The 18,101-nt window shown below is 33.7% G+C and carries 20 protein-coding genes; 5 read left to right on the top strand and 15 right to left on the bottom strand.

Annotated features, from left to right (window positions below):
* Positions 1 to 647: 647 nt before the first annotated feature.
* Positions 648 to 995 (bottom strand): hypothetical protein, encoded by a 348-nt coding sequence (locus tag DN394_RS14090; protein ID WP_149293897.1) that lies wholly within the window; start codon positions 993 to 995, stop codon positions 648 to 650.
* A 71-nt stretch (positions 996 to 1,066) separates the two neighbouring features.
* Positions 1,067 to 1,531: a laminin-binding protein gene (locus DN394_RS14095; protein WP_149293898.1), complete on the bottom strand. Its 465-nt coding sequence runs from the start codon at positions 1,529 to 1,531 to the stop codon at positions 1,067 to 1,069.
* 461 nt (positions 1,532 to 1,992) lie between these two features.
* Between DN394_RS14095 and DN394_RS14100 the strand changes: the two genes are divergently transcribed.
* Positions 1,993 to 3,030 carry a DUF4062 domain-containing protein gene (locus DN394_RS14100; protein WP_149293899.1) on the top strand — a complete coding sequence of 346 codons (1,038 nt, stop codon included), beginning with the start codon at positions 1,993 to 1,995 and terminating at the stop codon, positions 3,028 to 3,030.
* Between the two features lie 359 nt (positions 3,031 to 3,389).
* Positions 3,390 to 4,208, top strand: a complete 819-nt coding sequence (nadE, locus tag DN394_RS14105) for an ammonia-dependent NAD(+) synthetase (protein WP_098704890.1) — start codon at positions 3,390 to 3,392, stop codon at positions 4,206 to 4,208.
* Positions 4,209 to 4,255: 47 nt separating this feature from the next.
* Here nadE and DN394_RS14110 read toward each other — a convergent pair whose 3' ends face one another.
* The 4 genes from DN394_RS14110 to DN394_RS14125 all read right to left on the bottom strand — a co-directional run bounded on the left by DN394_RS14110 (position 4,256) and on the right by DN394_RS14125 (position 7,106).
* Positions 4,256 to 4,717 carry an NUDIX hydrolase gene (locus tag DN394_RS14110; RefSeq protein ID WP_097916126.1) on the bottom strand — a complete coding sequence of 154 codons (462 nt, stop codon included), beginning with the start codon at positions 4,715 to 4,717 and terminating at the stop codon, positions 4,256 to 4,258.
* 30 nt (positions 4,718 to 4,747) lie between these two features.
* A complete protein-coding gene (locus DN394_RS14115; protein ID WP_097916124.1) occupies positions 4,748 to 4,945 on the bottom strand; it encodes a DUF4083 domain-containing protein in 198 nt (65 codons plus the stop codon).
* 101 nt (positions 4,946 to 5,046) lie between these two features.
* On the bottom strand, positions 5,047 to 6,207 hold the full coding sequence (locus tag DN394_RS14120) for a transglutaminase domain-containing protein (protein WP_097916122.1): 1,161 nt from the start codon (positions 6,205 to 6,207) through the stop codon (positions 5,047 to 5,049).
* A 146-nt stretch (positions 6,208 to 6,353) separates the two neighbouring features.
* On the bottom strand, positions 6,354 to 7,106 hold the full coding sequence (locus DN394_RS14125) for a YwqG family protein (protein WP_097993927.1): 753 nt from the start codon (positions 7,104 to 7,106) through the stop codon (positions 6,354 to 6,356).
* A gap of 224 nt (positions 7,107 to 7,330) precedes the next feature.
* On the opposite strand from DN394_RS14125, the gene DN394_RS14130 reads away from it, so the two are divergent.
* Both DN394_RS14130 and DN394_RS14135 read left to right on the top strand, forming a co-directional pair.
* Positions 7,331 to 7,480 (top strand): YjcZ family sporulation protein, encoded by a 150-nt coding sequence (locus tag DN394_RS14130; protein WP_046959186.1) that lies wholly within the window; start codon positions 7,331 to 7,333, stop codon positions 7,478 to 7,480.
* An 87-nt stretch (positions 7,481 to 7,567) separates the two neighbouring features.
* Positions 7,568 to 8,533, top strand: a complete 966-nt coding sequence (locus tag DN394_RS14135; protein ID WP_097916118.1) for a patatin-like phospholipase family protein — start codon at positions 7,568 to 7,570, stop codon at positions 8,531 to 8,533.
* 108 nt (positions 8,534 to 8,641) lie between these two features.
* On the opposite strand, the gene DN394_RS14140 is transcribed toward DN394_RS14135, so the two are convergent.
* On the bottom strand, positions 8,642 to 8,809 hold the full coding sequence (locus DN394_RS14140) for a DUF3933 family protein (protein WP_000816375.1): 168 nt from the start codon (positions 8,807 to 8,809) through the stop codon (positions 8,642 to 8,644).
* A gap of 12 nt (positions 8,810 to 8,821) precedes the next feature.
* The gene (locus tag DN394_RS14145; protein WP_097916117.1) at positions 8,822 to 10,267 is read right to left on the bottom strand and encodes an aminotransferase-like domain-containing protein; all 1,446 of its coding nucleotides are present in this window, start codon (positions 10,265 to 10,267) and stop codon (positions 8,822 to 8,824) included.
* A 115-nt stretch (positions 10,268 to 10,382) separates the two neighbouring features.
* Between DN394_RS14145 and DN394_RS14150 the strand changes: the two genes are divergently transcribed.
* Positions 10,383 to 10,997: a LysE/ArgO family amino acid transporter gene (locus tag DN394_RS14150; protein WP_097916115.1), complete on the top strand. Its 615-nt coding sequence runs from the start codon at positions 10,383 to 10,385 to the stop codon at positions 10,995 to 10,997.
* A gap of 53 nt (positions 10,998 to 11,050) precedes the next feature.
* Here the strand turns inward: DN394_RS14150 and DN394_RS14155 are convergent, their stop codons facing one another.
* The 7 genes from DN394_RS14155 to DN394_RS14185 all read right to left on the bottom strand — a co-directional run bounded on the left by DN394_RS14155 (position 11,051) and on the right by DN394_RS14185 (position 18,073).
* Entirely contained in the window at positions 11,051 to 12,280 is a 1,230-nt protein-coding gene (locus DN394_RS14155; protein WP_097993926.1) for a bacillibactin exporter BcbE, read from the bottom strand.
* Between the two features lie 237 nt (positions 12,281 to 12,517).
* Positions 12,518 to 12,724 (bottom strand): alpha/beta-type small acid-soluble spore protein, encoded by a 207-nt coding sequence (locus tag DN394_RS14160; protein WP_000113545.1) that lies wholly within the window; start codon positions 12,722 to 12,724, stop codon positions 12,518 to 12,520.
* A gap of 126 nt (positions 12,725 to 12,850) precedes the next feature.
* Positions 12,851 to 13,693 carry a petrobactin biosynthesis 3-dehydroshikimate dehydratase AsbF gene (asbF, locus tag DN394_RS14165; RefSeq protein WP_046959182.1) on the bottom strand — a complete coding sequence of 281 codons (843 nt, stop codon included), beginning with the start codon at positions 13,691 to 13,693 and terminating at the stop codon, positions 12,851 to 12,853.
* 37 nt (positions 13,694 to 13,730) lie between these two features.
* Positions 13,731 to 14,714 (bottom strand): petrobactin biosynthesis protein AsbE, encoded by a 984-nt coding sequence (gene asbE / locus DN394_RS14170; protein ID WP_141520120.1) that lies wholly within the window; start codon positions 14,712 to 14,714, stop codon positions 13,731 to 13,733.
* A 44-nt stretch (positions 14,715 to 14,758) separates the two neighbouring features.
* On the bottom strand, positions 14,759 to 15,013 hold the full coding sequence (gene asbD, locus DN394_RS14175) for a petrobactin biosynthesis protein AsbD (RefSeq protein ID WP_046959180.1): 255 nt from the start codon (positions 15,011 to 15,013) through the stop codon (positions 14,759 to 14,761).
* Entirely contained in the window at positions 15,010 to 16,248 is a 1,239-nt protein-coding gene (gene asbC / locus DN394_RS14180; protein ID WP_097916109.1) for a 3,4-dihydroxybenzoic acid-AMP ligase AsbC, read from the bottom strand. The genes asbD and asbC overlap by 4 nt, the downstream gene beginning before the upstream one ends.
* Complete coding sequence (locus DN394_RS14185; protein ID WP_141474937.1) at positions 16,235 to 18,073, bottom strand: IucA/IucC family protein; 1,839 nt, start codon at positions 18,071 to 18,073, stop codon at positions 16,235 to 16,237. Before DN394_RS14185 ends, asbC begins: the two co-directional genes overlap by 14 nt.
* Between the last annotated feature and the right edge of the window lie 28 nt (positions 18,074 to 18,101).

Consider the following 18,101-nt stretch of genomic DNA (forward strand, 5'->3'; position numbering starts at 1 on the left):
AAAATAATCTAAGACCCAATCTATACATATAATCTAAATCTTTAAGATAAAAGAAAGATAATATCCCTATAACAGCACCAATTATCCCAATAATCAAACCTTTATATTTTTGTAAAAACATATAGTTACCCCTTTCATGTAAACAAAATATCCCATATTTAAATAATACTAAATTATGGAATATTTTTAAAGGATTAAAACGTTTTTATATTCAGTTTATATATCATGTTTCTTTTATTAATAAAAATATCCCTATAGATAAGTAAACCCAAAGGGATAAAAACGATCAACTTTTTTTATAATCGGTACGAATTTATTTCAAAGCTACAGAAAGCATAAGTTTACCGCAAACAAAAAGAACCATAAGCTTGCCGTTTCGGAAAACTTATGGTTCATATCACAAATCCCACTTACAACACTCCCTTGTCCCATTTATATCTACCACTTCACCATGACTTCATTATAAATCGTTCATTGGAATTTGTAACCATTTGGTGATAGCAAAAAGACCTACTAGAGAACTAGTAAGTCTTTTTCAATAGATATTACTTCAAACTATCTAATATATTCAAGATGTCATTTTACAGTTTCTTTATCCCAAATATCATTCATGCTATACCAAATACATATTGACATTAAAAACTGTTTCAGAATCCTCCACAAGTTGCATTGTAATAATCTGTAATTATATATTCTTTTAGCTTTAATTTTTGTCTTCCCTTAATTTCCAACATTTTGTATTTCTTTACATTTTCTAATTCTTTTATAGCTTTACCATAATTTTCTTTATAATGTTCATAGCCAACTTCTTGTTTAAGTTTTTCATTAGTTAAATGGAAACTAAGAATCTCAGATTCTATAAACCAATACTCTTTCTCCAACCGAACTTCATTCAATTTTTCTTTTAAATCTTCTAATTCATGGTTTTTATTTGTTAATTCCCACTTTAGTACTTGCAATTCCTTTTCTAACATTTTCTTTGTTTTTCTTGTCATTTTAACGGCCTCCAAATTTGTATAATTTATATATAATGTTTTTATGATTATTTTTACTAATTAATCCACTTCTACTTCTTTTGCTCACTCATAAATTCTATTCGGTCTTTAATTCTTTCTAAATTAAAATATTCTTGATTATCTGGCTTCATAAGACGCTTTACAGCAAATTTAATTTGTCTCATCGTTTGAGTTTTAGATTTGTACTCTTCCCAATCTTGCTTATGCTTCTGATACACTTCTTCACTATATGTATCTTGTATATATGTGTAATGTCCATAATACCATAAATGACTATATGTCCAATCTGCTACTCTATCTAAAATTTCTTCCATTTGTTCAGGGTATTCTTTCCATTTTTCTGAACCGTATTCATGATTCAAAATAAAAAATGCTATTTCACGAGCAATTTCATGATCGATTGTACTATCGCTCATCTCATATATAGCCTTCGTTCTTAAAACTACTTGTTTAAAGCCTGATTTAGCTCTACCATCAATATTTTCATTAGCAACTTTCTTAAGATCTTTTAACATATAAATCACGCTCCGAATTGTATTTTTTTGTTAGTTATTCATCTTACACTTGTATTGTATATAGAACATATCAAAACGGAAACCAAATTCGAAAAAAACTTTAAAAAAATAAAAACCTGCCAGTTTTATTTGGTTAGAGTTCATAATAAGTCAATAATTAAAATCCAATTCAACTTTAAAATAGAATTACTATTTAACTACATTTCATTTTTACTTTTCTGTTTCCCCATCAACTCAGTAAATCTACTTATGTTTTTCTAATTTTATTCTCAACCACCAAATCTATTTTTATCCTATAACATACTTCATTTCTCTTCCTATAATTCTAATATTTATCTATAATTAGTATTAGCGCTTTCCTGTAAGAGAAGAACTTGCTAAAAGAATTATTAATTTATTCAAATAGAAAACAACCAATTTTGAAAAGTAAAATAGAGTAACGAATAGAGGAGGAGCCACACTTGAAAAAAAAATTACAAGTTTTTGTCTCATCAACTTACTTAGATCTAAAAGAAGAAAGACAAAAAGCAGTAGAAAGTATCTTAAGAGCAGGACATATTCCTGCTGGAATGGAATTATTTACTGCTGCTAATAAAAGTCAATGGCCGATTATTGAAGAATGGATTAAAGAATCCGATGTCTTAGTGCTAATCTTTGGTGGAAAGTACGGTTCTGTTGATACAGAGCGTGGTAAGAGTTACACGCAATTGGAGTATGAATTCGCATTAGAGCATAACATTCCTGTTTTTGCAATTGTTTTGGATGACCAGTACCTAGCAAACAAAAAAAGTAAAAATGTTAATTTAGCAGTTTATGAACGTGATGTTCCTAAGCCAAAAGTTAAAAAATACGAAGAATTTAAACAGATGGTTACATCCAATTTAGTGAGTTTCATTAGAAATATTGATCAAATTGCAACAGAAGTAACTTTGTCTTTACATAACTTTATTGCAAAAGATAATGTAGAGTATCATTTTAGAGGTTGGGTAAGACCTTCAGAAATTACAAATACTAATGCACTAACAGAAAAGCGAAAGCAGCGAGAGAAGTTACTTGAAAAAGATGAAACTTTATTGAATGACGTGATTAAAAGAATTGAGGAAGAAAGATTAATTGACATTATCGGGAATATTAACCATCAATGTGCACTCAATTATGATTGGAGAAATACCTTGAGAGAATTCGTTTCTTGGAGCGAAAAACCATCAATAGTTTTTTTTAATAATGGTTTGCAAAATCAATTTGAAGAACTACTTGCAAGTATTGAAAAATATTTGCTATTTTTAGGGACTCATTTCTTTACCATCCGAGGCATGCCACATGAAAACAGAGTATATTTATATCCTGATTTAAATATAGATTTTAGTGATGTCGATTCTAAAGGTCAAAAAATATATGAAAAGCGTGCCCAAGAATTATTTAAAATTTCAGGGGACACAATTGCAAATATTCGACTCTTTGTGCAACAATCACAGATTACTTTATATACGTCTAACTAATTTTTCTAATAGCGTTATATTTTTAAAACAGTGATTACCAAATGAAAAGGTAGTACAAATTGCTCTATTTTCTAGAATAATTTTGTAGTACCTTTTATTTCGTTAAGAGGAAACATCCTCATTTCTACATATCAGTTCGAGACTTTTTATATTAAAAGTTTCACCAGATTACATGACATTATTGAAAGGTTTCAAAAAAATTGCTTAAACGAAGCAGTTTCATTATAATGACTACATTCATATTCATACACGCATCCTATTGTATATTCGTTAGTTTTGCGAAATAATAAAGGATAGAAGTATGTACCAATATACATATAAACTTATTTACCGCTTTAATACGAATAGGAGGAAACATAATGACATTACAAGAACAGATTATGACAGCATTACATGTTCAGCCTGTAATTGATCCGAAAGCAGAAATCCGTAAACGTGTTGATTTCTTAAAAGATTATGTAAAAAAAACGGGTGCGAAAGGATTTGTACTTGGAATTAGTGGCGGACAAGACTCTACATTAGCTGGACGTTTAGCTCAGCTTGCAGTGGAGGAAATTCGTAATGAAGGTGGTAACGCAACGTTTATCGCTGTGCGCCTACCTTATAAAGTGCAAAAAGATGAAGATGATGCGCAATTAGCATTACAATTTATTCAAGCGGATCAATCTGTTGCATTTGATATCGCTTCAACAGTTGATGCTTTCTCAAATCAATACGAAAACTTATTAGGGGAATCGTTAACAGATTTCAATAAAGGTAACGTGAAAGCACGTATCCGCATGGTTACACAATATGCAATCGGTGGACAAAAAGGGCTCCTTGTTATCGGAACAGATCACGCTGCAGAAGCTGTAACAGGATTCTTTACAAAATTCGGAGATGGTGGTGCAGACCTATTACCATTAACGGGTTTAACGAAACGTCAAGGACGTGCTCTTTTACAAGAATTAGGTGCGGATGAGCGACTTTACTTAAAAATGCCAACTGCTGATTTATTGGATGAAAAACCAGGTCAAGCTGATGAAACGGAGTTAGGTATTTCGTATGATCAACTAGATGATTATTTAGAAGGTAAAGCAGTTCCAACTGACGTTGCAGAAAAAATTGAAAAACGTTACAAAGTGAGCGAACATAAAAGACAAGTTCCAGCATCAATGTTTGATGATTGGTGGAAATAAATAAAACATAAAAAAGAAGCTAATCTCATTAGCTTCTTTTTTATATGTTAGCGATACATTCCTACTCTTTTTTCTATTAAGTCCTGCAAACAATCCTCATGTTGTTGATTAAACAATGGTGGCATTTTGTTTAGCGGGAAAAACTTCAAATCCAATGTTTCATCACCGTCTACTTTTTTCTCTCCTCCGGTAATTGAGCATGAAAAGAATATTAAAATGGACTGGGCTCTGTCTCCATTTGGATATGATTGGAAATATTTTGTATATACCCCGATAAGCTCATTTACTTCTACATCATAACCTGTTTCTTCTTTTATTTCTCGAATCGCAGTTTCTGCGGCAGATTCTCCAATTTCCATTGCCCCTCCAGGAAATCCCCAAGCGTTAAAATCGCCTCTTTTTTGCAGCAATATTTCTCCATGTTCATTCAATACACAACCACCCGCAAAATTTATGAGAACACAGTCATGCCCTACTTTTTCACGTAATTCTTTTATATAATTAGCCATACTCTTCTCCTTTTCATACATCTTCTATCACTATTTCTTATCTTTTTCAAGCAATTCAATAATTCGATCTAGCTTCTGATTCATATGCATCACTTGTTGCTTTTTTGCAGCGCTGCTTTGCAATAATCTTCTAATAAATAAAGTAAATGATAGGAAAAATAAAACGATAAGTCCAATTACTAAGCAAGTATATATCAATGTAAATATGTTACTTTCGAACAAATTCATTTATATTCCACATCCTTCCTATTGATTTTATCACACAATTCTGTTTTTTGAAGTAATACATAATAAAAAGAGCACCCTTTACAGATGCTCTTCTTCATTAATTAATACGTAAATGTAATTGTCGCTAATGAATAATCTGCCATTGCACTATATGGTGCTACTTGATAAGATACACGCTTTGCACCTTTTGGCCAATTTATTTCATTTAACACTTTCTTTATATCTTGCATTGTTCCATCCATAGACTGCTTATATCGTACTTCTACCTTTTCTGGCTTAGAAGCAAATTGTTGCTGTAATTTTTTCTTAAATTCACTGTAGTTGTCTGCCCCGTATTGTGCAGACAAATATTTTAAATTTGTTTCTTTTAACATTTGTTCATATGCAGCAGTTTTTGAACTACCCGCTTTTATTTTGTTTGTTAATTCATTAAAGTAACTTGTAGATGCCGCTGGATATTTACTACGATCCCATTCATGATCTTTACTTAATTGCTCGTCAGACATATTAAAATACGAATATGTTACACGTCCAGCTTTATCTGGTACTGGATCATCGAATGTCGTATCAAGGTGATACCATTTGTTTTCAATGTTTACTAAATTCCATGCGTGAGCTTGTCCATTTCCTGTACCTGTTACAATATGGTTTTCGATCCCCGCTTCTTTTAGCAATTCATATGTTAATAACGTATATCCTTGGCAAACGGCAGAACGATTCGCTAATGCTTCATATGCTGTATACGCTTCATAAGACGTATCATAAGATACATGCTTTACAACGTAATCATGAATAGCTTTTACTTTTTCATGCTCATCCATTCCAGGTTTTATAATTGAACTGATAATTGCTTTTGCCTGAGATTTTACATATTGTGTTTGCTCTTTTGATTCACGGTATTTCACTTGCAGTGTAAACGTATAGTTTCCTGGTAGCCCTTTAATAGAATATTTAGTAGACGCTACATTATATTTTATATACTCATCTGCATCTACAATTTTATTAAACTCACCATACAATTGATCCATAACATTTCTAGCATTTCTATCTTTCGTTTTATAAGTGATTGTCATATTTTCTTCTCGATTATCAACCTGTTTTTTTAATTCTTTTCTGAAATCATTTAATAGCTTTGCATCTGTTTGTGTTGTCGCTACAGTCGGATTCGTAGCTGCATAAGATACCGTTGACGCGTGTAAGCCTCCCATTACTATAGTTGAACAAAGCAGGGTAGCTGTCACATACTTACTTGTCTTTCCCATCTCGTCACTCCTTACATTCTATAACTATACGAAAAAAGTATCGTATAGTTTCAGAGTATACAATACTTTTTCGTATAGGTCATATGAGATTATGCATATTTAACATTGTAAAAAGGTTGTTCTTTTTACAAGAACAACCTTCTTCATTAACAAGTTTGTAATACACAACATGTATTTTCAAAACGTCGATTTTTCAAGTCTTCATTTCCAATACAGAAATAAAGCATTCCTAAATCTCCCCACATCATATTACAATTTTTAGTATCTGAATCAATTTGGAATAAAAGCGTCATTTGCTGCGGGTCTATCCCCATATATTCTCCTGTCTCATATAATACTTCCTCTTGTACAGAGAATGGCTCTCCAAACATTTGATGGCTATCGTAGTTGTCTGGAATTAACTCTTCAAGCAATTGTAAGAATCGATCTGAATCAGCCTCATCTTCAATGAAGAGCTCTGGCAATTTATATGTCAATTCAAAAGTAGTTGCACACTGGTTATAATGCGTTTGCAATTCATCTGCTCTGCTTAATTGCTCTACAGGAACATCATAATAAAGCACACGCCCCGCTTCAGTTGGCTTCACATCTTCTTCAAAATAATTTTCAATGCTAAAGAAATATAACATTCCTGTCTTAGGGAGATTGTGATCTATACCAACATTTTGTAAATCATTTAAATTAAATTGAGCGAGAAACTGTAACGGATTTCCTTTATGCGTTGGGTATTCAAATGTAGCTGGCAAATCAGGAACTCCTCCCATTTTCGAACTACCTACCGCAACTGTTTCCTCCTGCTTTGGCACAACTTTTACACAAGGAAATACAGTATTAATAAGTTCTTCTTTTAAATGTGTCAGCCCATATTTATCAATTAATACTTCAATTTGTTTATTCATAAATTCTCCTTATATTTACATACTTATTTGTATCATCGCACAAAAATTATACTCCATTCCTTGTAAAAACAACAAGCCTCCAAAAAAACGGGCTCTTCCTCCATACGCGAACAAGTTTAAAAAAGCATAGTATACATTGTTCCTACAAACACGATAGTTCATTATTTCTTCCAGTACATTTTCCCCTCGTTCATTTTTATTTTTAATTTAAGGAGGAATTCCACATGGGTTACGGATATAGTTGCGGCGGTTACGGTTACGGCGGTAGTTGTGGTGGTGGATGTGGTTATGGAGGTTTCGCTTTATTAATCGTTTTATTTATCCTTCTAATCATCATCGGAGCTAGCTGTTGGGGCGGCTTTGTAGGCTGCTAGTAAATTTAAAAACTATTGCAAAAAAGCACGTGCAATACGTGCTTTTTTGCAATTTTCAAATCCTTTATTCGAAAGGAAGTATGCTTGATGAAGATTGATGGTGTTTTTGAAGGAGGCGGTGTACGCGGAATTGCGCATGTAGGAGCAATTTGCGCGTTAGCTGAAAAAGGCTATGAATGGGAGCGTGTAGCTGGAACATCAGCTGGTTCCATTATCGCTGCGCTCCTTGCAGCAGGATATTCTTGTTCAGAGTTAAAAACAATTATAACTGATATTGATTATAATAAGTTTACGAAGAGAACCTTTATTGACAGAATCCCGTTTATTGGAAAAGGATTAAGCGCATGGACTACTCTTGGTATTTACTCTAATATTTTCATAGAAGAATGGATTGAAGAATTACTTCGAAAAAAAGGAGTTCACTTATTTACAGATTTACCTGATTTAAATAAGCTTAAAATTATCGCTTCTGATATAAGTAATGGCAAAATGGTTATCTTTCCCGATGACTTACCGAACTACGGATTTTTAAATTATCGCTTCTCTATTGCTAAAGCTGTAAGAATGAGTAGTACAATCCCCTTCTTTTTTGAACCCGTAAAATGGAGAACCCCAAAATGGAAGCAACCTTGTTATATGGTTGATGGAGGGATTTTAAGCAATTACCCAATTTGGATTTTCGACTCACCTACCTCTCCTCGCTGGCCGACTTTTGGATTTCATTTCGTAAAAGATGAGATTCAAGCTGATCCCGCTCACTATAACGAGCCTATCTCCATGTTCAAAGGACTATTTAAAACAATGATGCAAGCCCATGATTTACGTCATTTAGATAAGGAATCAAAAGCAAGAACGATTATAATTCCAACAGGAGCCATTACTAGTACAAACTTTGACTTAACAAAGGAAGAAAAAGAGTGGCTTTACGATTCTGGTTATAACGCCGCAAATAAGTTTTTACAATCTTGGAATTTCAGACAATATATTGATGCATATAGAAACGGAAATCAGGATCGAAAAACAAATCGGTATTTCCGTCAACTTGACTCATAATACTATTATTTTTCATACGAGAACACGTAACGCTTTCAAAAAAATAAACCTAGTAATATTATATATTACTAGGCTTATTTACTTCCTGCATAATTTATTATAAGTTGCTTACGGATACGTTAATCCTTCAGCTTCTTCCACAGTAATAACTGTGTATCGATTTCCCGTTCGTAATCCTAGCAATTCCGCTTTTTCAATTGCTTCCTGCTTCGTCTCCGCATAAGCAGCTAAATATTTATCTCCATTGATAATTTGGCAAATTACATATTGTTTCATTATTTTCTCCTCTTACTTTTTCATTAGTTGTGCAAGCTTTTTTATACCTATTTCAATTTCTTCTAACGTTGCGTATGAATATGATAGACGCAAAAATTGGTTTGCACTTCTATCATATAAAGTACCTGGATTTAATAAAATCTTTTCTTTCAAAGCTTTGTCAAATAAGTTACGGTTCGAAACGGGTACATTCATATGTAACCAAATATAAAAACCACCTGTCGGTTCATACCATGTTGCTATATCACGACAATATTTCTCTAACATTTGTAACATAAAATCTCTGCGTTTTTTCAACTTAGTTCTTACAACCTGTAAATGTTCATCATACAATCCATTTGTAAACCATTCCGCTGCAATTTGTTGGGATATAGAACTTGAACCATAATCTGTTTGCATTTTTATGTCTGCCAATCTTTGAATGACAGGCTCAGATCCAACAATCCATCCAATTCTTAATCCTGGACTAATAACTTTAGACATACTCCCGATATGTAATACAATTCCGTTTTTATCATATGCTTTTAATGGCTTTGAAACAGGCTCATCAAACCATAAGTCTTGATATACCGCGTCCTCTATAATAGGCAATCCAATTTCGTTACATATTTCCATCACTTCTATTCGCTTCTTCGTATTCATACTAAAGTTCGTCGGATTATGAAAAGACGGGATTGTATATAAAATAGATGCATTAAATTGCTTCTTATATTTCGTAATATATGATGCATGTAAACCGTTCTCATCCATTGGCATTCCAATTAAACGCATTCCTGCTGATTGAAAAACATTAAGCGAATATAAATAGGATGGTTTTTCTAATAAGATGGATGCCCCTTTCGGAAGAAGCCCCATAGAAATAAGTTGCAACGCTTGAATTGCTCCTGAAACAATTAATATAGAATCAGGAGTTACATATACACCATGTCCTTTTAAGTAGTCCGCAATCTTTTCCCTTAAAGAGAGACTTCCTTTCGGCTCTTCATAGCCAAGTGTCACCTTTGATGCTAAAAGCTTATTCATAATCTCTTTCATCTTTTTTTCAGGTAAAAGACTTGGCGCGAGCTCACCTGTTCCTAAACGAATTACATGCGGATAAAATTCAGCTCGATTAATCTCTTGAATAGCAGGCAGATTCGGGTAATGAAGTCCTGTTTCTACATAAGACTGCCAATTAGGCGGGGGTGCGTACGTTGAATCCTTCTCATTATTATTTATAACAATTGTTCCTTTCCTGCCATTCCCTTCAATGTATCCCTTTGCCACTAGTTCATCGAAAGCCATTACAATTGTACTCCGGTTCACACCAAATGTATGTGCCAAATCTCTTTGTGAAGGTAATTTCGTTCCAACAGTCCATTCTCCATTAACGATTCTTTCTTTTATATACGTTTCTATTTGTTTATACAGAGGAGTCGCTAGAGACATATTCGGTTTCCAAACAAATCTTTCCATCATCTCACCTTATATTCTTTTTGGTTGGTAACCTCTCCAACCATATGGATGGATACAAATTTTCATTTCTTCTATACAATATACACTATCATAATGAATTAAAATAGGAGGTAATATGATGAGTGAAGCAATTATTCATGGTATCATTCTTGCATTTGGTCTTATCATTCCATTAGGTGTCCAAAATGTTTTCGTCTTTAACCAAGGTGCGAGCCAACCAAACATTTGGAGGGCAGCCCCTGTAGTATTAACTGCCTCTATATGTGATACGTTACTCATATTGATTGCGGTGCAAGGTGTCTCCCTTGTACTCCTTACTTTTTCTTGGCTAACTAACACGTTATATATAATTGGATTTTTCTTTCTCCTATATATGGGCTTTGTTATTTGGAGAAGTAACCCTTCCAACGATATAAAACAAGAAAACAGCATGCCATTAAAAAAGCAAATCCTTTTTGCTGCATCGGTTTCGTTATTGAATCCACATGCAATTTTAGATACAATCGGTGTAATCGGAACAAATTCTATTCAATACATAGGAAGTGAAAAATGGGCTTTCACACTTGCAACTATTATCGTTTCTTGGATTTGGTTTATAAGCTTAGCTTTAGCGGGGAAATTTCTAAAAAGAGTAGACTCAACTGGAAAGACAATCGTATTATTAAATAAGTTTTCAGGTCTCATCATATGGGGTGTCGCGCTTTATATGTTAAAACAAGTTATGTATTCTTAATGAACGAAAGAGAATTGCATGTTATCTAAAACATCATGCAATTCTCTTACAAATTATGAAGTAGGTTCCGATTTCTCTTTTACGTTCTTTGCATCTTTTGCTGGTTTAATCCAAATCATTGCTATAACGGCACCAATACCAGCGAAAATACTTGTTACATAAAACACTTCATGGTCAGCACCTTTCATGAAAAAAGAATATAGAGGTGGGCCAGCTGCTACACCGATAAATCGCATTGAACTATAAAAAGATGTAACCGTTCCCCTTTGCTCCTTTTCAATTCCTTGTGTAATTAGGGAGTCTAAACATGGGAGTGCCATACCAATTCCTATCCCCATGATAACGAGACAAAGAAGTAGTAAATAAATCCCTTTTATAAATAAAGGAATGATGATTGATGCAGCTGCCATTAAAAAACCAATATAAATACACTTCTTCATAACATTTTGATTATCTCCAATTTTTTTACCGGCCATATATGAACTAAGTGACAGTACAAGTAGCGGGATAGCAAGTACACACCCTTTCCATACACCATGAATGTCATACTTTGATTCCAGTATCGTCGACAAATAAAAAAGAATTCCGAATAAAATAAGCATAATAATTGCACCTAATGCAAAAATGGCAATTAACCATCTTCCCTTTTCTCGAAACGTAGAGATAATCGATTTTATAAACTCTTTAAGTGGTGGTACTTCTCCTTCTTGTTTCTTTGCCTTTACTAGAACAAGTAACAAAACAATTGATACTACGCATAAAACTGGAATCGCCCAAAATGGTAAGAACCATACAATGGCAGCAAGAGCGGATCCTAAAATAGGGCTCAGCACTTTTCCAAATGTATTGGATGTTTCAATGATTCCTAAACCTGTACTAACTTGTTTTTCATCTTTATATAAATCACCAACACAAGGTATAACAACTGGCATTGCACCAGCTGCACCAATACCTTGAATCGCTCTACCAATCAGTATCCAAGTGTAGGGATTATCAACTTTCCATGATACCCAACCTGTTACCGCTCCGCCTATAGCCGCAATCAGCAAACTCGGAACCATTATCATCTTTCGTCCCCATCTATCTGATAAATAACCAGCAATCGGTATAAGTAAAATGGCTACAATAGAGTAAATTGTAATAATCATGGATACTTGAAACGATGAAATATGTAATTTCTTTTCAATAGTCGGCAGAATTGGAATAAGCATTGAATTCCCTAATGTCATAACAAGTGGAACTGATGCAAGCGCAATTAAACAACAGTTTTCTTTTTTTAACATGTTGGCTTCGGAACCCTTTCATCGTATATTTCTGACCATATAATAGCCCTGCTGGAACGTAATTTTTCATTCCACCAGGGCTATTACATCTTTACTACTTCCCATTCACAACAAAAGAAATTGGGGAAAATATAGTATTATTCCTATTCTTTGAATCCAGTTCGCAATATATTCATACCAATTAATTGAAAAAAAAAGAAAGGAAGAATCCTTCCTTTCTCCTATAACCTTCTAAAATTAGCGAGTATATCCGCCACCAAGTTGTTGTTCTGCCATCGCTACTAGACGTTTTGTAATTTCACCGCCTACAGAACCGTTTGCACGTGAAGAAGTATCAGCGCCAAGTTGTACACCAAATTCTTGTGCAATTTCATATTTCATTTGATCTAAAGCTGCTTGTGCTCCATGTGATGCTAATTGATTAGAGTTACGATTTCTAGCCATTACCAATCACCTCCTTATTTATATATAAATTGTGTTAAATTTTAATTTAAATACATGGTAATTTTTGGTTATTTGTATTTTTTAAAAAAGAGTCTCTACAATGAGAGACTCTTACATCATTTTATATTAAGAAGTTACTACTTCTAAATTTCTATTTGTTAATACTTTCATTTCTTCTTTTAATATATCTTTCGCATTATGTCCAAACCATTCGAGTGAAGCAAAATGGTCAGTATCTCTCACTTCCTGAATAATCTCATCATAATTTACCACACCTTCAAATAATGGAACCATACCAATTCGACTTCCCGCTGCTGCATATACATTATTTGGTTCAAACACATGCAAATAATCTGCTGACGATATATTCTTAAAATGGTAATGTTGTATCCACGGCTTTAGTCGATGGAAGCTGTCTATTGGATCTGCACCAGACTCCCATATATGAAGAAAATCAAGGTTTATTTTCAAATTCGGATGATCTACTTCTCCTAATAATTCCAAAGTAGAAGGCAGCGTATCCGTTAACGTATTTGGATGTGTTTCTAAAAGTACATACATATTATGCTGAGCAAATACTTCACAAATCATGCGAATACGATTCACATACTCCTTTCTCTCCTGTTCCGAGAAATCTTCGCTACCTTTTTGTCCAGCAAACGTACGAATTTTGTTTGTTTTAAACCAATTAGCTAATATTGCAAGTTGTTCACATTTCTCTATCGTTTTTTCAAAATCTGCCGATAATGATATGTCTAAGTAATCACTTATCATCGTAATTTCCAAGCTTTTATCCTTTAAACAATTCAATTCTCGTTCTGTCGTTTCATACTCTTGCATATACAAATTTTGTGCATGCGTCCCCCACAATTCAATTCCTTCAAAACCGTTTTCATATGCAAATTGAACAATATCAGTAAATGAAATTAATTGATGACGAAAGGAAATAGTACATAATGAATATTTCATAGGTTTGAACTCCCTTATCTTAAATTCAGTTAGGTTTTTAAAATGCTAAGACAGACTCGTTTGTTTTCATTTCTTTCCATGATACAAACTGTCTCTCTAATTCAGCCTTAATTTGCAGTTCAATTACATTCATTTCATCCAACTTTTCAACAATTGATAATAACATGCCTTTATTATTCGTCATCGCCATTTTAATTGCTCGATACTGTACATTTGTAAATCCTTGTACAATATCCTCTACCCGATCACACCAATAATCAAACTCTTGCTCCGAATATTGCAACGTTTCACGGAAGTATGCAAAGGCATGTTCATAACTATATTTACGAATTGCAAGTACTGGTATTTGCTTCACTGCCGCTACAAGACCCGAAAGCGAATAACCTTCTTCTTCATTTGCCATTTTTATAATTAAATTTTTCAATTCCATAGTCAGTTCATTGTCATTTCTTTTGAAAGTTTCTATGAAATAACTCGCTACCATTTCTTCTGTTGGCTCCTGAATTTCTTCTACATCAATGAAATACCCTCCACCAAATGGATTATCTTGAACAGAGTGAAGCACTTTTTCTCTTTCCATATTCCCTTCCCAGCGAAAATCAGGATCTAGCATGAACCACTCTTCTTCTTTCTCTGTCTTCGATATCATTAAATAATGTGGAAATGGTTTTTGATGAAATTTATTTTCCCTCTCTGGTAATAGAGACATATCAACCATTACAATGACATAACGATTTTCAGGCTTGTTTTCTACTAATTCTAAAAATATTTCTACATTGCTATTTTTATCTTTTGCATGATCGTACCATTCGTTCACTTTCATACCGTACAATTTTTCATACCATAGTAAGTAATTATCATGGTTAATGTTTTCAGAGTGATACGAAATAATTCCGCCTTCTGTTATATCAAAATCGCCGTCCCATAGTCCAAAATAAAATGGACGAAAATCAATATCGCTACGCCTTTTTATAATTTCACAAAAACAACTCACTAAACAGTGCACTTTAATTGAAGTCATACTCTCATCCACTTTCCTAAAGGTTAGTTATTCACATTTACTTCCTATAGCGGCTGTAACTCCTCCATAAAATCAAGCAAAGATCCTACAGTAAGAAATGCCTTTGGATCTAATTCATCCTCTGGAACGCATAGCTTTACATCCATTTCTATGTAGACTATGAGTTGTAACATCATTACCGAATCTATATATAAATCTTGGTTTAAACGCATCGTTTCTTCTAAATGCGTTACATTTTTTAGCTCCATTTTTTCTGTCATAATTTTCAACACTTCATTTTTTAATGTTTCACGTCTCATGTTGTAACCTCTCCCATCTCTAGTAATTTTCTACTTACTTTTCCAGTTTTATTTTTCGGAATTTCAGTTACACTTTCAATCTCATGCGGAACTTTATAAGATGGTAAATGCTGCATACACCATTCTCTTATTCGCACTGGATCAATATGAGAGATTACTTTTGCTTTAACAATTTCGCCCATGACAGGATGTTTCCCTCGATATACAATGGCCTCTTGAACACCTTCTAATCGAAGTATTGTTTCTTCTACCTCTATTGGAAAGACTTTCAATCCTGAAACGTTAATCACATCGTCCATGCGTCCCATAAAATGAAGGCCACGCTCAGATTTATATCCCAAATCTTTCGTGAAAATTTTCTTATCATTCATTTTCACTACGATTTCTTCAGGCATATTTTCATCTGAACCTATGCTTATACTCGCATGAGGTAGCGGATTTCCTAAATCTAAATGGCTTTTCATATCATGACATATACTAATACAACCCGCTTCAGAACAACCGTATTGCTGCATCATATATGTTGTCGTTTCTTTTAGTTTATAAAACAATGCTTCTGGCAAAGGCGCTCCGGATGTCATAATTTTATGAAACTGAAACGTTCCTTGCGGGAAACTCCCCATAATATGTAACATAAGTGGTACTGCATATATGATATGTTTTTCTGTATTGCGAACTATATTTAATGCGAATTTAGGATTTTTATTCGTAATGATGATAGGTTTGCTTCCCCGCGTAATTGCGGATAACGTACCACATATTAGTCCGTATGAATGTGAAACAGGAGCCATAACGACCGGCACTTCATCTACTTCACAGTTTAAAGCTTCATTATAAGCCGTAATTTCTGTGTCCACTTCCGTCCATGCTCTACGAATCAGTTTCGGTTCTCCTGTTGTACCAGAACTATATTGCAATAAAGAGGGCTCTTCTAGTAAAGCTTTCACTACTTCTAATTTCGTAAAATCGTCATATTCTCCATATAAAATCCCGATACAATTTGCACGCTTTGCCATTTCAATAGCCGTTTCTTTTGGCGTATCTTCATGTATAAGCAATACTGAGGATTTCTTTTCTTTTAAGAAAAACACAAGCGTAATAATATCGAATGGATCTTTCAGACAAAGCGCGAATCTATTTCCTGCTGCTTTTTGAAATTGTTCCATTTCTTCATAAACTTGTAATCTCAAATCAAAATCACTCTTGCTATACTCTTGTTTATTAACGATTAGCATAATTTCCCCCTGTAACAACTGATTTTTGTTTCATAAGTTGTCTTGCTCTATACAATGGATTTGGAACTTCATGAACAAGCGAGTCCACATCCATATATAATCGTCGCTTCGTTAATTGCTCAGCATAGAATGTAGGAGTGTATAGCTGAATACTTTCAAATCTATCTTTCAAGTGTGGATATTTTCTAAAATGATTTTCAATTTCTTCGACAACTATCATCCAAAAATTTTCTTCTTTCCAATCATATTCGTCTGCAAGTACAAAAGCTAATTCTCCTACATTAAATAAGAACAGTGCATCTAATACCATCTCTTGTAAACATTCAATACGATCCATTTCAAAGAAATCATTCATTTTTCCATTCGCATACGTTTTATGCATTTTAGTAAAGTCTGGACATTTATTCATTTCTTTTAAGAATGGACGATAAAACTCAAGTCCTTCATGGAAATCCTTTAATGTAATACGGACAGGTAGCCCTTCTTTATGAACTAAAATCATATTTTGTCCGTGTGATTCTAATACGATTCCATACTCTACAACAAGATGTATAACTGGTATGATCGCTTTTTGAATCAGTAATCGTAGCCAATTTTCTATCCCATATTTGTTTAACCATGCATCAATAACTGGTGTCCCGTCTTTCTCTTTTGCATATAAGCCGTTAAAGGGAACCGCATCCTCTTGCTCATCTAAATGGTTATGAACACTTTCACGCCAAATGCACCCTAATGAACCATATGTGGCTTTCTTATTCGTATCATACGTTACACTCGAAAATTCCTTTAACAAAATAATGCGCGATTCATCCCTTAAATAAGAATCCTGACTTACGACATCACTTAACCAATTCGATATAGCTGGTGCACTCACAACTGAATATGGTTTCAGCGTACGGAGTGTTGAAGTGTTAAGTATGTTCAGCGATAACTTTACATATGGTCTCTTTGGATTCGTAACATTTCTTAACGTCCTCATCGATTGTTGCGCGCAATAATCATCCGCTGATTTTCCTAAATAAATTATATTTTTATCCTGTATATGATCAGCGTAATTTGGAATGATGAAATTCTCCCACTGCCAAGGATGAACAGGTATAAACACGTACTGTTTTGGATTACATCCCGCACTGTGAATTCGTTCCATATACGTTTCTAATGTATGCGCGCCTATCTCACCTTTTAAAATATTGTCATAGATCATTTCATTTTCATAACCTACAGTCACATACTTCTTATGAGCTGCAATCCATATAATTTTTATTGGACTCATAAATTCATATCCATATTGAAAATTGTCACGATATTGAAACCCAATGCGTGCTTTATAGCTAGGATGATATGGATGACCGTCTATTAAATGGCTTTCAAAGTCATCGTACGATTTTTGGGTATATTTCACCTTATTATGTCTTTCATATTGTGCAATCGTGTCTTTAAATATCGTTTGTTCTAATTCATGAATAAAAGAATCTAATTTCGTTTGTTCTACGTTAACAATCCGAAAAACTTCTTCCAAAAATTGAGAGACTGAGTGTATTTCTTGTTTTTCCTCTTGAACTCTTATTACTAATGAATCTATAGAGATACGTCCAAATGTCATTCGTTCTCTTCCGTAACATTCATACGTGACACTTTTGTTGTCCTCATCAAGTCCTTGTATAAGAAAAAGAATTTGTTCTTCGTTTTCTATGCGAATTGGCGTAATAATCCCCTCATAAATTAACGACTCTACTAATTGACGTAACACTCTTCTTCGTACTGAAATGTAATCTTTTGATTCAAGCGCTTTCAATATTCTCGTATGATATATGTCCACTCTCATAACTCCTCCACCTTATGAAAAATACCAT

The sequence above is a fragment of the Bacillus sp. BB081 genome (assembly GCF_008368895.1).
GTDB classification, from domain to species: domain Bacteria; phylum Bacillota; class Bacilli; order Bacillales; family Bacillaceae_G; genus Bacillus_A; species Bacillus_A wiedmannii.